A 14,938-nucleotide genomic window follows, 5' to 3' on the forward strand; every position below is an offset into this window, starting at 1 on the left:
GGCAGGGTGCGGACGTGGGCGCGGACGACGGGGTCGCAGGGCGCGCCGCGGCCTTCGCCGCTGCTGATGGCCAGGGCGCCGTCGTCGGGGGTGACGGCGGTCTGGAGCCGGGCGCCCCGGGGGTCGGGCCAGCCGAGGGGCAGCGGACGGGCGATCTCCAGGTGCCGTACTTCCGCGGGCCGTCCCAGGGCCCGCCGTCCGGCGGACAGCGCCATCTCCACATACGCGGCGGCGGGCATCAGGACCGTCCCGCCGATCCGGTGGTCGCCCAGCCAGGGGACCAGCTGGGGTTCGACGGTGCCTTCCCACAGGGCGTGCGGCGCCGGGAGCCGCACGCCCAGCATGGGGTGGTCCAGGCGCCCGGTGCCGCTGGTGTGGACGATCATGTCGTCCGGCGTGCCGTGCCAGTGGCGTTCGCGCTGCCAGGGGTAGGCGGGCAGGTCGACGACCCTGCCGGGGCGCGGGAAGCGGGTCCGCCAGTCGACGGGGGCACCCGCCGCCATCAGCGCGGCGACGGCCTCGGCGGCCTCCCGGGGTCCGTCCCCGTCACGGTGCAGGGTGGGCACGTACACGGCGTCGGTCCGGCGCAGATAGGAACGGAGCACGGGGTGGGGGCCGATCTCGACGAGGATGCCCGTATCCGTATCCGTGCCCGTGTCCCGGTCGAGGGCGCGGGTGACCGCGTCGGCGAAGCGGACGGGGCGGCGGACGTTGCGCCACCAGTAGTCCGCCGTGAGCTCCTCGCCCGGGAGTTCGCCGCCGGTGACCGTGGAGAGGAACGGGACGAGGGCGGGGCCGGGCGCCAGGCCGGCGAGCGCGGTGCGCAGGGCGTCCGCGAGGGGGTCCATGGCGCGGCTGTGGAAGGCGTGGTCGAGGCCGAGGGCACGGCTCAGCCGACTGCCTTCGACGGCCTCGGGCGGCAGGAGTCCGTTGGCGTGCTTCGGGTCGCGGTAGTTCAGCTGAATCCAACGAGGAGCCCTGGGCGTTCACGCCCGGAAGGAATCGCCTTCTCAACACTGTTCTTACCCACGTATGTCCACGGACCCGGGCACTGTTGTCAGTACCTCTCGATAAGCTGAACGGGTGAGGGTAGCTGTGCAGGTGAAGCTGATGCCGAAGGCCGGACAGGCCGCCACGCTGCGCTCCACCCTGCGTACGGTCAACGAGGCTACGAACTGGGTGTCCGGTGTGGCGTTCGAGCGCGGTGTTCCGCGTGAGTACGAGCTGCGGAAGCACACCTACGCCGAGTTGAAGGCGCGCGGGCTGGGGGCACAGGCCGCCCAGCACGTCATCAAGAAGACGCGGGATGCCTACACCGCGCTGAAGGCGAACATCCGTGCCGGGAACCTGGGCGGGCCCGGATCGAAGCGCAGGGCCAGGGCGGAATCGAAGCCGGTCACGTTCCGGCCCGGAGCCGCGCAGCCGTACGACGACCGGTGCCTGTCCTGGCAGTACGACGCCGAGACGGTGTCGATCTGGACGACGGCCGGGCGGCTGAAGAACGTCCGCTTCGCCTGCTCCCCGGGCGCACTCAAAATGCTCCGCGAGCACCGCAAAGGTGAATCCGACCTGATCGAACGCGACGGCGAGTTCTACCTGATCGCCGTCTGCGATGTCCCCGAGGCCGAGCAGTACGAGCCCGAAGGGTTCATCGGCGTCGACCTCGGCATCGTCAACATCGCCACCACCTCCACCGGCTACCGTGCCGCCGGGCGCGGCCTGAACCGGCACCGGAAACGACAGCTCGCACTGCGGAAGAAGCTGCAGGCCAAGGGCACCAAGTCCGCCAAGCGCCTGCTCAGGAAACGCTCGCGCAAGGAAGCCCGGCACACCGCCAGCGTCAACCACGTCATCTCGAAGAAGATCGTCACCGCCGCTGAACGCACCGGCTCCGGTATCGCCCTGGAAAATCTCACGGGCATCCGCAACCGGGTACGGCTCCGCAAGGACCAGCGGACTCCCCTGCATTCGTGGAGCTTCCACCAGCTCGCCGCCTTCATCGAGTACAAGGCGCGCCGGGCCGGGGTGCCGCTGGTGTACGTCGATCCGGCGCACACCAGCCAGCAGTGCTCCGCGTGCGGGCACATCGACCGGCGCAACCGCCGGTCACAAGCGACGTTCGCCTGTCGGTCCTGCGGGACCGTCATGCACGCGGACGACAACGCGTCCCACAACATCGGCCGCAAGGGCGAGACCGTGTGGACCGCGGGGCGTGAGTCACGCGTCCCTGCCACCCCATAAGGGGTGCCTGGACGGAGGAGCCCACCCAGCAGCCAGCTGGGCACTACCTCCAAGCCCGGCCGTTCACGACCGGGTCAAGCTGACGACGAGCACTCCCCCGCCCTCGGAGCGGACGAATCCGTCGGCGTCGGCGGAGAACGCCACGCACCGGCCGCGCCGCGACAGCATGCCCGCGTGGGAGAAGCCCGCGAAGCCGAAGGGGCTGGCGAGGACGTTGACACCGCCCACCAGCGCGGTGCGGCTGGTGCCGTCCAGCAGGGTGCGGCAGGCGCGGTCGAGGGCCACCAGCGCGGAGGAGCAGGCGGTGTCCACCGCCATGCTCGGCCCCCGCAGGTCGAAGGTGTACGACAGGCGGTTCGCGGCGATCGACAGGGTGCTGCCGCTCATGGCGTACGGGCTGGTGTGGTCCTCCATGGTCAGCTGGAGCTGTCCGTACGCCGGGTCGGAGACGCCGACGAAGACGCAGGTGTCGGATCCTGCCAGGGACTCGGCCGGGATGCCCGCATCGTCGAGCGCCTCGGCGGCCGTCTCCAGCAGCAGCCGTTGCTGGGGGTCGATGTGCGGGGCCTCCTTGGGCGAGATGCCGAAGTACGCGGCGTCGAAACCGGCGACGTCGTCGAGGAACCCCCCGGCGGCGGTACGGCTGCGGCCGGGCCGGTCGGCTCCCGGGTCCACGAAGCGGGACTTGTCCCACCGGTCCCGCGGCATCTCGCCGACCGCGTCCCGGCCTTCCCGCAGGGCCGTCCAGAGTCCGTCCAGGTCGGTGATCCCGCCGGGCAGCCGGAGGCCGACGCCCACGATCGCCACGGCTCGGTCGTCGCACCCCACGGCCCCGCCTCCGTCTCTCGCGCCCACCCGGCAGGACTTGGTTCTCTACCCGGAGCCGGGGGCGGGGATGAGGAACTCCACCCTTTTCTGTGAAGTATCCGCGTATCAGGGGAAGTTGACGTTCTCCGACGTCACGATGGTGCGATGAACCAGGCTCCGCGTGCCCGTCTGGCAGCGGCGGCGGTCCATCTGCCGTCGCGCTACCGCACGATGGCGGAGACCCGGGAGCGGATCGCGGCGTCGGGCGGGGCGTACACCCCGCCGCCCGGTCTGCTGGAGGATCTCACCGGGGTGCGCGGTGTCCATCTGCGCGACGAAGGGGTGCAGGCGTCCGACCTGGCGGTGGCGGCCGCGAGACAAGCGCTGGAGGCGGCCGGGGCGGGCGTCGGCACCGTGGATCTGCTGCTGTTCGCCGCGACCTCCCACGACCTGCTGGAACCGGCGACGGCCCATATCGTGGCCGCGAAGCTGGGTGTCCGGTGTCCCGTCTTCGACGTCAAGAACGCCTGCAACAGCGTCCTCAACGCGATGGAGGCGGCCTGCGCCTTCATCGCCGTACGCCGCTACCGCACCGTGCTCATCGCCTGTGGGGAGACCCTCACCGAGACGACGCGCTGGCGCGTCCCCGACCACGAGGCCCTGCTCCGGGCCATGCCCGGGTACACCGTCTCGGACGCCGGTGCCGCGCTCCTGCTGACCGCGGGCCCGTCCGGGGAGGGCGATCCCGGTGTGCTCTCGATGTCCTTCATGGGCGACTCCACCGCGTGGAACGCGTGCACCGTGGCGGGAGGCGGCTCGATGCACGGACGGTCGCTCGACGACGACCACACGACGCTCCGGCTCAACGGGAGCCGGCTGCGCGACGCGCTCGACCTCCTGCCCCTCACCCTCGCGCCCCACCCGGACCTCGAACCGATCCGCGCGAGCGCGTTCATCGCCTTCCACCAGATCTCGCTGCCGCAGTTCCACGACACGGCCCGGCAGCTTCGACTGCCCGTCGCCCGGTGCATGGCCTCCGTCGCCGACCACGGCAACTGCGGCGCGGCGTCGCTGCCGCTCCAGCTGGTCAAGGCGCAGGAGGCGGAACGGGTGGAGCCGGGTGACCTGGTGGGGATGATCGGGCTGGCGAGCGGGACGAGCGCGGGGCTGGTGCTGCTGCGATGGTGAGCCCGAACGCGGGCCGGGTGGGGCTGCCCCCTGGCTTCACGGTCACACCGCTCCCCTGTTGATGACGCGCAGAACGGTGATCGTCGGGGGTTCGACGCCGTCGTCGGAGACGATGTAGCGGACGGCGGCCATTGCCACGAGGGCCACGCGGTCCCAGGAACCGCCGCCCAGGGGGCGTTCTATCGACAGCCCGCCGTAGGGCTCGGGGGCGACCTCGGCCAGGACGGCACTGGTGATGGTCCTGGTCAGGGGCTCCCCGAGTTTCACGAGGTCGGCCCGGGCTTCGGGGGTGTAGGTGAGGCGGTAGGAGCGGCCGGTCACCAGGTGAGACCTTCGCGCTCCTGGTAGTACTCCAGCGGATGGGCGTTGAGCGTGCCGTTCAGGAAACGGCGGACCTGCTCGTCGCCCGAGGGGTCGGCCGCCTCGATCGCGATCCCCGACCACAGGGCGAGCACGTGCGCGCGCTGGGTCAGCGTCGCGTCACCGATGGCCCGGTCGAACTCCTCACGCATCTGGGACGGAAGGGCGCGTCGGATCTCCGCACTGCTGCGCATCCGCTCCGGCGGACTGTCCGGCTCACCGTACGCTCCCTCCGCGGGCTGGGCGCTCATCGGGCCCCTCCTCCTGGCCTGGAAGTGCTGTCACACTACCGGGTCCACCCCTTGAAAACCGGCGCATCGCGGCAGGTTCCTGTGAGCCGGACGACGGAAATCGACGGCTGGCCCCGACTGCCCGGCTGGGCGAATACGTGCTCGCGGTCGCCGTGGAAGGCGTGGCGCGCCCCCCGATTTGCGGCTTCGCACGAGGGTGCGAGGGTGAAAGGGGGGCAGCTGTTGTGCGCACACGGCCGGGCGCGCGCCCCTTCTCCCGAAATCGCCCCGGCGGCACCACGGCGGTACGCCGGAAGGAGGTGCGTAGGGCCAATGGAGCTCCTGCCGAAGAAGTCGACCGTCAAAAGCGACAACACGATCGGGAAAGTCCCATGCGAGCAACTTTGATCTACGGTGCCGGTGACATCCGGGTGGAAGACGTACCCGACCCACAGGTCCAGGAGCCCACGGACGCCGTGGTGCGCGCATTGCGCACCTGCATCTGCGGCAGCGACCTCTGGCCCTACGGATCGAGACCCGCCACGGAGGAAGGCGATCGCATCGGCCACGAATTCCTCGGCGTGGTGGAGGACGTCGGCGCGGACGTGACGGGCCTGAAGGCCGGTGACATCACCGTCGCGCCCTTCGCCTACGCGGACAACACCTGCCGGTTCTGCGCCGAGGGCCTGCAGACCTCCTGCCCGCGGGGCGGCTACTGGGCCAACAACGGCGTCGACGGCGGCCAGGGCGAGGCCGTACGGGTCCCGTGGGCCCAGGGCACGCTGGTGAAACTGCCCGTGAGCGAGGACACCCCGCTGCTCCCCTCGCTGCTCACCCTGTCCGACGTGTTCTGCACCGGCCACCACTGCGCGGTGACGGCCGGCGTCGGCCCCCGTACGACGGTGACGGTCGTCGGCGACGGCGCCGTCGGGCTGTCCGCGGTGCTGGCGGCCAAACGGCTCGGCGCCGAGCGCATCATCCTGATGGGCCGTCACAAGGCCCGCACCGACCTCGGCCGCGACTTCGGGGCCACCGACGTGGTGCCCGAGCGCGGCGCCGAGGGCATCGGCCGCGCCCGGGAACTGACCGACGGCGAGGGCACCCACACGGTGCTGGAGTGCGTCGGCGCCGAACCGGCCCTGGAGATGGCGTTCGGCGTCGTACGCGACGGCGGCACGGTGAGCCGGGTCGGCGTACCGCAGTACGAGAAGGGCCCGGTCGGACCTGAGGTGTTCAGCCGCAACATCACCCTCACCGGCGGCGTCGCCCCGGCCCGCGCCTACATCGAGGAGCTGCTGCCCGACGTCCTCGACGGCACGGTCGAGCCGGGCCGGGTCTTCGACCGCACCATCGGCCTGGACGCCGTCCCCGACGGCTACCGCGCGATGGCCGACCGCGAGGCGCTCAAGGTGTTCATCCAGCCCTGAGGTAAGCGGCGCGGGCGTCGGCCTCACCACCCCTGACCAGGCTGTCCGTGGTGGTGAGAGCCGTTGTCAGTGGGTGGTGCGACGATCTGCGTACGGCGCGACGACGTGACGTGCCGCTGCCTGAGCAGGCCCGAGGAAACGAGGAGCAGTCCCATGCGCATCGCGGTCAGCGAGTTCATCAGCCTGGACGGCGTCGTGCAGGCGCCGGGTGGTCCCGAGGAGGACACCGACGGCGGTTTCGCCCACGGCGGATGGTCGCATCCGTTCTTCGACCCGAAGGTGATCGGCGGCGCGTTCGACGAGGCGCTGAAGAAGGCCGAGGCACTGCTGTTCGGCCGGCGCACCTGGGAGACGATGGCTGCGGCGTGGCCCGAGCGGGCCGGTGACCCGTTCGCCGACCGGATGAACGCCCTCCCGAAGTACGTGGTGTCCCGGACGCTGGGCGACGACCGGCTCACGTGGGACAACACCACGCGCATCCCCGGCGACGAGGCCGTCCCCCGGATCCGTGCGCTGCGCGAGACCGAGGGCGGTGACCTGCTGGTCATGGGCAGCCCCACGCTCGTCCGCGCCCTCCTGCGCGAGGGGCTCGTGGACGAACTGCGGCTCACGCGCATGCCGGTGCTCCTCGGCGGCGGCAAGACGATCTTCCCGGACGACGGCGTGCTGCGCACGCTGGAGCTGGTCTCCACGGTCACCGCGGGCACGGGCACCCAGGTGTGCACCTACAGGCCCGTGTCCAAGGGGTGAGCATGCCCAAAGGGGTGAGTCAGGCGCGTTCTCGGGTCAACGCCTGTCAGGTACGGGCCCGTTGCCCGTGAGGCGGGACGACGGACTCCTCCGCGTCGCTTGCACGCCGATACCCAGAAACGACACGGCACACCCATGCCAGGCAGCCCCCGAACCAGGAGGAAGAAAATCATGAGACGTCTCGTCACGGCACTGGCCCCGCTCGCTGCCGCGCTCTCGCTCACCGTCGCGGCACCCACGAGCGCCAGCGCCACGATCCACTTCTATGTCTACAGCCACCCAGCAGCAACAGGGCGGAACTGATCAACGTCGTCACCCGAGCCGCGGGACAGGGCGAGCACCAGGCCGGTCACTGCAAGAACGTGCAGGGCGGCAGAGACTTCTTACAACGACAGCGGACACACCGTCCGCATCTACACCCTCGCCGACTGCGCCCAGGGCACCGGCCACCCCTACCGCGAAATCCCCGCCGGGGAACACCGCTCCAACATGACCCACGGATTCCAATCGGTGCGGGTCTTCTGACACCCCCGGCCCTTCGACCGGCCCCGGGCAAGCCGCTCCCCCTGCGGGGAGCAGGGGACTTGCCCGGGGCCGGGGCGGTGTCCGTCCGGCGTGCGTCAGCCGCGCATTTCCGCGGTGGCCCCGCGTGGATGACGGCTGCCGGCCTTGCACACACCCGTGGTGTGGTCGGCACACACAACAGCCGCCTGCGCAGCGTTCCCCGCGGCGATTGACGTCATCAGCACTCCCGCCGTCATCAGCGCAGTCGTGGCCGCACGTGTCCTCACCAGCGGCTGAGCGACAACAGCCGACCATCGACTCGGTCGGCGAACGCGGCCGGGCCCGATCGAAGGGTACCGATGACCGGCATCGCCCCGGCCGCCGTGCTGCGCGCCACGAAGCCGCGCACCTGGAACACCTCGAAGCAACCGGTCCCGACTTCGACGAGCCCGGCTACCCGGAGGCTCGCAGTGAGCGGTGAGCAGCCTGTCGTCCAGCCCCTGGGGCGAGCACACGCCCGCCCCGGGATGCACGTGGGAATCCCACCTTGTCAGCACAGAGACCGTCGTCCAGGACGACGAACCCGAACCCCGACCGAACCGAGCCGCTCGGCGCGCCGCCGCCCGAGCCGCCCGCCGGCAGATGGGAAGCCACACCATGACCGAACACGCCTCCCCAACCCGCCTCGCCATCCCGGCGGACACAGCCCGGACATCCCGGGATGGGCCTCCAGTCGGCCGGAGGGATGGCTTTCCCGCTGCCCTCCGACAGTCGCGCATAGCGCCCGCCCGGCCAGGCATGGCGACGCCACCGAACAGCGACATACCGACGACGCGCCTTCGACCGGACACCCCGGAGCTGATCGACTGCCGGACCGTTCGCCTACCCGGCTCAACCCGCGGTTGCTCCCGTTCTCCCTCCTCACACGGCTCAGCGCCTATGAGCCAGGCAAACGAATCTTTCGCGTGACACTCCCCGCATTCGTGGGCCACTCCCAGGAGAGGAAGCGGGCGGTCCAATTCCCACTGCACGGTTCCACCCTTTGTGTCTGTTTCCGCTGTGTCCGTTTCCGCTCCTTACCCCGTCTCTCGTTCCCGTGGACTATTCAAGTCAGCCCATCGGGCCAGGAAAGAGCCGAGAATCAATCAACGAGAGGCATGTCATGATCAAGCTGACGACATCCAACTCCTCCTCCTACGTAGGCGAGAAGAACGGCGTCTGCGGGAACGGGTGTTGATGATCCGCTAGGAGAGCAGATCTCTCGCGCAGCATGCCGCGTGGCGGCCTTTCACATGTCCAGGCGTGACGCTGTCACGCGGTAGCAGAGCCTGTCGGGAGGACCTCATGTCGTTGCCGGAAACGGCACCAGCGACCCCCCGTGAACGCGTGAGCGATTACGTACGGGTGAGTGGGCGTACGTACCTGCACGACGGCACTCAGCGCATGCGCATGCTGTATGCCACCCGCACAGGCTCAATGGTCTGCGTACCGGAAGAGGCCGCGGCACAGCTGGCCGAAGGACGGCTCGAAGGGATCGACCCCGAACTGCTCGAGGGGCTGAGGGAGATAGAGGCGGTGGTCGCGGCAGGTCCGGACGCCGCGCGGGAACTGGACGTCGTACTCGCCCGCCAACGCGCCGCCTCGGCGGATCGCAGCACCCTCCGCTATGTCCTGCTTCCTACGACGTACTGCAACATGGGCTGCTCCTACTGCGGCCAAGAACACACTCGGGGCCGGCTCTCGGCACGGCACCGGGACGCGGTTGCCCGGCGTGTACTGGCGGGCATCGAAGCGCAGGCCACCCGTTCCGTCAAGGTCAGCTGGTTCGGCGCCGAACCCATGATCGGCTATCCGATGATCCTGGACCTGAGCGCGCGGTTCACCGCTGCGGCGCGGGACAGGGGTGTTGAGTACGTTTCCCGCATGGTGACCAATGGTTCGCTGCTCACCCTGGAGAAGCTCAGGAAACTGCGGCGGGAATGCCAAGTGACCAAGTTCGACATCACCTTGGACGGGCCTGCCCGCATACACGATGCCCACCGGCCGCTGCGGAACGGGAAGAAGTCCTTCGACCGCACCACGCGACTCCTGCTCGAAGCGCTGCGGGACGACAGCCTCTCCGACGTACTGTTCATTCTCCGCACCAATATAGATGTGGAGAACATGGACTGGGTCGATGAATATCTCGACACCATGGCCGACCTGGGGTTCTCCGACGAGCAGGTACTCTTCAATCTCGCTCCGGTGTACCCCTGGGGCAACGATGTATCACGGATCGAGATCGACCGGCGCGTATACGCACGTCATGAGGTCGACTGGATGCGGCGCATGAACCGACTCGGCCTGCGTTTCACGGCCCTGCCGAACGAGCCGGAAGGCGTGCTGTGTGCCGCCGTATCACAGTCCGTGGAGATCCACAGCAGCAGCGGCGCGATGTTCTCGTGCTCGGAATACCCCTTGGTGCCCCAGCATGAGAAGGGCGGCGGTCTCGGCCCGATCGAGACGCTGCCCGTGAGCGCGCCACGCCCTATCGGGCCGTTCGACGACTGGCACGACGCCGTGGCGAACGGCGAAACACCCTGCCACTCCTGCTACTTCTTCCCGGTCTGCGGCGGCGCCTGTCCCAAACAGTGGCGCGAGGGCGCAGTTCCCTGCCCACCGTACAAGTTCACGCTGGAGGAGCGCTTCGACCTCGTGGCCGAGATGAACGGGCTGACGCCCATGGAATGTTGATCAACGACATGTTGATCAACAGAAACTTCCGTCTGCTCTGGGCAGGGCAGGCCCTCTCCCTGGTCGGCGACTACGCCTTCGACACCGCGTTGCTGCTGTGGGTGAGCACGGAGCTGTTGCACGGCGAAGCCTACGCTCCGACCGTGACGGCGGGGCTGCTGATGACCATGTACATCGCGGGGATCGTGGTCGCACCGCTCGCCGGAACCCTGGTCGACCGGTGGCACAAACAGCGGACCATGCTCCGGTCCGAGCTCTTCCGGGCCGCCGTCATCACAGGCGTGGCCCTGCTGACCTTTTCCCCCACCGGCTCTCTGCCACCCTTGGTGCTTCCGCTCTGTCTCGGTGGGGCACTGGCACTGACCGCCGCGGCAGCACAGTTATTCCGCGCCTCACGATTCGTCATGATCAGCGATGTGGTGCCCGCAGAACAGCACGGCCAGGCGTTCAGCTACACCCAGACGGCTTCGGCGCTGGCGGGGATGGCCGGGCCGGCAGCGGCCGCGCCGCTGGTGATGACGTTCGGGGTGCGCTGGGTCCTCGTATTCGACGCATTGACCTACCTGGTGTCGTACGGGGCGATCCGAGCGGTGCACTACGACGAGCCAGAGCGGGTAGCGCACTCGCAGGCACCGGACGGGCACGCACCCACGGAACGGCCCCGGGTACGGCGTGAACTGCTGTCGGCGGCAAGGCTGCTGTTCGGCAACCGCACGCTGCGGACCATCCTGACCGCCGCCGTTCTGATGACTGCCGGTACCGGGGCACTCAACACCCTGGAGGTGTACTTCGTCCCGGAGAACTTGCATGCCTCGCCCAGCTGGTTCGGGACGCTCGAAGCGCTCTTCGGCGCCGGTACGGCCGTTGGAGCACTGCTCGGCGGACGGCTCGGCGACCGGGCCGGACATACCCGGGTCTTCCAAGGCAGCGTGCTGCTCTTCGGGCTGCTCCTCGTCGCTTACTCGCGGGCAACCGGCATCCTGACCGCCGCGACCGTCTCGCTGCTGTTCGGACTGGCGCTCGGCGCGCTCAACGCGGTCTCGTCGCCGTTGATCATTCAGCAGAGCCCACGCGACCATCTGGGACGGATCATGTCGGTCTTCGACCCGATCGCCCAGCTCGCCTCGCTCGCCTCTGTCGCACTGTCCGGAGTGCTCGCGGGCACCGTGCTCGACGGCTTCCACGGGCACTGGGCGGGCGTGGACTTCGGCCGTATCGACGTCATTTTCCTGGCCGGCGGAGTGTGTACCGTGGCGACCGGCGTCTACACATTGTTCGCACTCCGGCCCGCGGTGGCGCCCACCACGCCCCCGCCACTCATTCCCTCAGGGAGCCCACCCGGCGTGCGGGACGAGAGCTTCCCGGCCCACCGGTCCGGCGATCAGGCAGGCTGACACCTCCACACCGGCGATGCCGGGGAGTGTCTGTCGCGGCATCCGCACTCCGGACGCCCTGGCCGCCCCGGTGGACGCCGGCGACGACCCGATCTTCATGGAGCGCACCTTCATCGCCGACCGGGCCAGCCGCCGCTGCCTCGACGAGGCTCTCGCCCACCTCTGACGCGGCCCCGGACTCCGGCCGCCAGGGCCAGCCACGCCCTTACCGGGCTCCACGCTCGCTGGTACCGCCACCCCCCGGAATCCCCGGATCACGCCAGGGTCACGTGCATGCCGCCCTGGGCCAGGGCGTCGAGGACTTCGGCGAACAGATCGTAGGGCTGGCCGTCCGGCGTCAGCGCACAGGACAGGTGCTCGCGCGCGGTCGCGGCGTCTCTCCAGAGCAGAGTTGCGGGGGCCGTGTAGCCGAAGGTGCCACACAGGCAGTCGTCAAGGGCTGCCAGGCACCCGCCGAAGTAGCCGCCCGGTCCGTTCACCGCCTCGCCGAGCGCCAGATAGAGGCCCGGGACGTCGGTGACGTGGCGACCGTCGAGTTCATACGCGTGACCGGCTGGCCGGTCCTGGCGCGCGCGCTGGCAGGCCCGTTCCCGGACGAGGTCCAGCCAGGTCTCGCGCTGCCGGGTTTCAAGGCCGGCCCAGGCACCGGGTGTGTCCGGCGGCCCGGCAAACCATCGCTCCCAGACCGGCCGGGCGGATTCCGGGACGGGCGTGAAGCGCCTGCCGTCGAGCTCCAGATCGATCAGATCCGCCCCAAGAGCAGACGGATGCCAGGCGCGGATGGTGGCCCACAGTATTCGATCGGTAAGCGGCTCACCCTGGTCGTCCCGTATCTCCAGGGCGGCCTCCTCCAGGTCCAGCGCCCGCCGGGTGCCCTTCATCAGCGCACGCCGCAACTCCTCGCTCTGGTCGAGCCCACGAAGAACGAGCGGGAGCGCGACCTGCTCGGCCGGCACGACACGGGCGAATTCCCGGCAGGAACCCAGCCACCGGTGTTCGTCGTGCACTCGGACAGGACCGCGGTGCCCCTCGGGTGGGCCTTCGTAGCCGTCCAGACCGGTCAGCACGAGACCGTCCGCCCCGGAGTGCCGTCCGAGGCTCTCCGCATCTTCCAGGAGCCAGGGCTCAAGGGCCTCGTCCTCCGGCACCAGCCACACCCGGCTGCCGACCCAACCACGTACTTCGGCCCCTTCCGGAACCCAGCCGAACAGTTCGTACGTCCCACGCCGGAGCTCCCCGAACAGCCCGTCCGCTTCGGCGCACACGCCCCAGGCGTGGCCGTGCTCTGTCTCCGTCAGCGTGTAACGCACCCGCCCGCGACGCTCCCTGTCACCATGCACAGCGGGAATCATGCCAGAAGCATGATTTGACCTTAAATCCCTTTTCCTGCCGTCACATCTTCTCGATCCGCTCTGAGCGCCGCGGCCCCCATCGCGATCCTGCTGGCCATCTGGAACCACGGACAGGAGCAGCATGACTGTCGTCCACCTGGGGCTCCATCCGGTCGGAAGCGGCCTATCTGTGGGGCCTGGCCCACTCCGCGATGACCGGCCCCCTGGCCTCCTCCGCCTACCACACGATCACCGGGACCGTGAGAAACATCCGCTCGGCCATCTCCAGCAGGCGGCCTGCACTCCGCCTGGAGCGCGGTGAGCAATGTGGGCTCGTGGTTCGCCAGCATCGGCTCCGCGATCGTCTCGGGCATCGTCTCCGGTGTCGAGAACGGGGCCAGGGCACTGCACGGCAGCCTGCGGAGCCTCGCCGGCAATGCCCTGAGCTCCGCGAAGAGCTTCCTGGGCATCAACTCGCCTTCCACCGCGTTCGCCGAGCAGGTCGGGCAGTGGATTCCGCACGGTGTCGCCGCGAGCATCCGCGCTCACGCACCCACCGCGGTTGCTGCGGTCACCGACATGGGCGCGTGCCCCCCTCGGAGCGCCCCGTCACGGCTGCGGACGGCGGTGGCCTGGCGCTGGCGGGCGGCTCCGGTCCCGCCCCGGCAGGGGCGGGAAGTGTCGTGGTCGATGTTTTGAGTGGGCAGGCAACGTTGCAGGCGTAGTTGGCGTACTTGTTAGCCTGCGGCAGGGAAGAAGACCTTGACGATTCCGGTTTCACTCGGGTGAATCGCGCAGTGATAGCTGAAGTCCCCGGGATCAGTGAACGGGTGGGTGAAGGCGTTCCCGGCGTTGAGCGGACCCGAATCCCAAAGACCGTCATTAGACGTCGTGGTGTGGGTGGATTGCAAAGCGGGGTCATCTTTGTTGGTCCAGGTGACAACGCTGCCGGCCGAGGTGATCGCCTCTGCTGGATTGAACCCGCCGAGCGTGATCGAGATCGCTAGGTTGGCCATGGGAAACTCCTTTTCCCGAGTCCACTGGAGCACAATAAGAATTTCCCTGGGCAGGTGTTGTAGTCATGAACTCGCCCATGTGAGTTACACCTGGAGGTTCCGGTGTTCTCCTGATGTGCCGGTGGGTTACATCGGCAGTCCCGGCCGGCCGCCGTCACCGCCTCGGCTGTCCCCTTGAGGAGGCGACAACGGCGATCAACCCGAACCGGCCGCTCGTCATGGAGGACTGGGCGCCGTACTGGAACTGCGCGGGTGGTGACAGCCCGCTGGACCGGTATGCCGAGGTCACCCCGCGCACCCGCGGGCGTTCCAGTCTCCAGCGGGGGCAGCAGCACACTCGCTACTTATGTCAGCTCGGACTTCACCAGTTCTCTGCGCGTGTACTGGCTCAGCCGGTAGCCAGTCCCGCCCCGCCTGTCAATCCCGCCCTCTGATTAAGATTTGATCTCCTCGCAGGCGCGCCCGCGCAGTTGCAAGCCGCTGTTCGTGTGCTCCCATCCTTCGGCACACACGACAGAGCGGCTGGGCAGATCACGGTCCACCTGCACTGTGTACTTCTGGAGGTAGCCCCAGCGGTGTGCAGGGCTGTTGGCGTTCAATCCGCCACCGTAGATGTGGAAGTGGCCGGTGAAGCCCCCTCCCCATGTCGTCGACGCGCTCACAGAATCGACGTGGAGGCCACGCCCTTCGACGCCGATACACGTCCGGTCATTGCACCCCGCGGCCCCTGCGAACGCCGATGGAGCACCCGCCACCATCGCCACCGCTGCCGCAGCAGCAACCCCCACGCGCGTCAGCCAACGCGCACTTCCGTCACGACGGACCACTAGCCTGCGCTTTTCATTACAGCCGTGTCCGGTTGGTGGGCGGAAACACGAAAGTGCCTTCCGAGCTGGGATGATGAGGCTTGTCGAAGGTCTCAACCCGCCCAGCAGGAAGGCACTTTCTGCGTGCAGA

At 69.1% G+C, this 14,938-nt stretch carries 15 protein-coding genes; 9 read left to right on the plus strand and 6 right to left on the minus strand.

Going from position 1 to position 14,938, the window contains the following annotated elements; all coding sequences use genetic code 11:
* The coding region (locus tag K6I34_RS16350; protein ID WP_229326791.1) for an acyltransferase domain-containing protein at nt 1-848 on the minus strand (848 nt) is incomplete at its 3' end.
* 262 nt (nt 849-1,110) lie between these two features.
* Between K6I34_RS16350 and K6I34_RS16355 the strand changes: the two genes are divergently transcribed.
* The gene (locus K6I34_RS16355) at nt 1,111-2,241 is read left to right on the plus strand and encodes a transposase (RefSeq protein WP_238489061.1); all 1,131 of its coding nucleotides are present in this window, start codon (nt 1,111-1,113) and stop codon (nt 2,239-2,241) included.
* Between the two features lie 63 nt (nt 2,242-2,304).
* Here K6I34_RS16355 and K6I34_RS16360 read toward each other — a convergent pair whose 3' ends face one another.
* Nucleotides 2,305-3,069: a polyketide synthase gene (locus K6I34_RS16360; RefSeq protein ID WP_308294018.1), complete on the minus strand. Its 765-nt coding sequence runs from the start codon at nt 3,067-3,069 to the stop codon at nt 2,305-2,307.
* 144 nt (nt 3,070-3,213) lie between these two features.
* Here K6I34_RS16360 and K6I34_RS16365 point away from each other — a divergent pair, with 144 nt between their 5' ends.
* On the plus strand, nt 3,214-4,236 hold the full coding sequence (locus tag K6I34_RS16365) for a 3-oxoacyl-ACP synthase III family protein (RefSeq protein ID WP_229326795.1): 1,023 nt from the start codon (nt 3,214-3,216) through the stop codon (nt 4,234-4,236).
* Nucleotides 4,237-4,278: 42 nt separating this feature from the next.
* Here K6I34_RS16365 and K6I34_RS16370 read toward each other — a convergent pair whose 3' ends face one another.
* Complete coding sequence (locus K6I34_RS16370; protein ID WP_229326797.1) at nt 4,279-4,557, minus strand: hypothetical protein; 279 nt, start codon at nt 4,555-4,557, stop codon at nt 4,279-4,281.
* Nucleotides 4,554-4,847 (minus strand): hypothetical protein, encoded by a 294-nt coding sequence (locus K6I34_RS16375; RefSeq protein ID WP_229326799.1) that lies wholly within the window; start codon nt 4,845-4,847, stop codon nt 4,554-4,556. Before K6I34_RS16375 ends, K6I34_RS16370 begins: the two co-directional genes overlap by 4 nt.
* 371 nt (nt 4,848-5,218) lie before the next feature.
* Here K6I34_RS16375 and K6I34_RS16380 point away from each other — a divergent pair, with 371 nt between their 5' ends.
* The 6 genes from K6I34_RS16380 (at nt 5,219) to K6I34_RS16400 (ending at nt 11,800) form a co-directional block, all read left to right on the plus strand.
* A complete protein-coding gene (locus K6I34_RS16380; protein ID WP_229326801.1) occupies nt 5,219-6,253 on the plus strand; it encodes a zinc-binding dehydrogenase in 1,035 nt (344 codons plus the stop codon).
* A gap of 153 nt (nt 6,254-6,406) precedes the next feature.
* Nucleotides 6,407-7,003 (plus strand): dihydrofolate reductase family protein, encoded by a 597-nt coding sequence (locus K6I34_RS16385; protein ID WP_229326803.1) that lies wholly within the window; start codon nt 6,407-6,409, stop codon nt 7,001-7,003.
* 171 nt (nt 7,004-7,174) lie between these two features.
* The gene (locus K6I34_RS38305; RefSeq protein ID WP_275127076.1) at nt 7,175-7,306 is read left to right on the plus strand and encodes a hypothetical protein; all 132 of its coding nucleotides are present in this window, start codon (nt 7,175-7,177) and stop codon (nt 7,304-7,306) included.
* Nucleotides 7,307-8,893: 1,587 nt separating this feature from the next.
* Nucleotides 8,894-10,240: a radical SAM protein gene (locus K6I34_RS16390; RefSeq protein WP_229326805.1), complete on the plus strand. Its 1,347-nt coding sequence runs from the start codon at nt 8,894-8,896 to the stop codon at nt 10,238-10,240.
* Nucleotides 10,234-11,634 carry an MFS transporter gene (locus tag K6I34_RS16395; protein ID WP_229326807.1) on the plus strand — a complete coding sequence of 467 codons (1,401 nt, stop codon included), beginning with the start codon at nt 10,234-10,236 and terminating at the stop codon, nt 11,632-11,634. Before K6I34_RS16390 ends, K6I34_RS16395 begins: the two co-directional genes overlap by 7 nt.
* Before the next feature lie 16 nt (nt 11,635-11,650).
* On the plus strand, nt 11,651-11,800 hold the full coding sequence (locus K6I34_RS16400; protein ID WP_229326809.1) for a hypothetical protein: 150 nt from the start codon (nt 11,651-11,653) through the stop codon (nt 11,798-11,800).
* Nucleotides 11,801-11,888: 88 nt separating this feature from the next.
* On the opposite strand, the gene K6I34_RS16405 is transcribed toward K6I34_RS16400, so the two are convergent.
* Nucleotides 11,889-12,986, minus strand: a complete 1,098-nt coding sequence (locus tag K6I34_RS16405; RefSeq protein WP_229326816.1) for a barstar family protein — start codon at nt 12,984-12,986, stop codon at nt 11,889-11,891.
* A gap of 297 nt (nt 12,987-13,283) precedes the next feature.
* Between K6I34_RS16405 and K6I34_RS16410 the strand changes: the two genes are divergently transcribed.
* A complete protein-coding gene (locus tag K6I34_RS16410) occupies nt 13,284-13,664 on the plus strand; it encodes a hypothetical protein (RefSeq protein ID WP_229326812.1) in 381 nt (126 codons plus the stop codon).
* 38 nt (nt 13,665-13,702) lie between these two features.
* Here the strand turns inward: K6I34_RS16410 and K6I34_RS16415 are convergent, their stop codons facing one another.
* Entirely contained in the window at nt 13,703-13,981 is a 279-nt protein-coding gene (locus tag K6I34_RS16415) for a plastocyanin (protein ID WP_229326814.1), read from the minus strand.
* Nucleotides 13,982-14,938 lie beyond the last annotated feature (957 nt).

It is taken from the genome of Streptomyces sp. UNOC14_S4 (genome assembly GCF_020740835.1).
Lineage (GTDB): Bacteria > Actinomycetota > Actinomycetes > Streptomycetales > Streptomycetaceae > Streptomyces.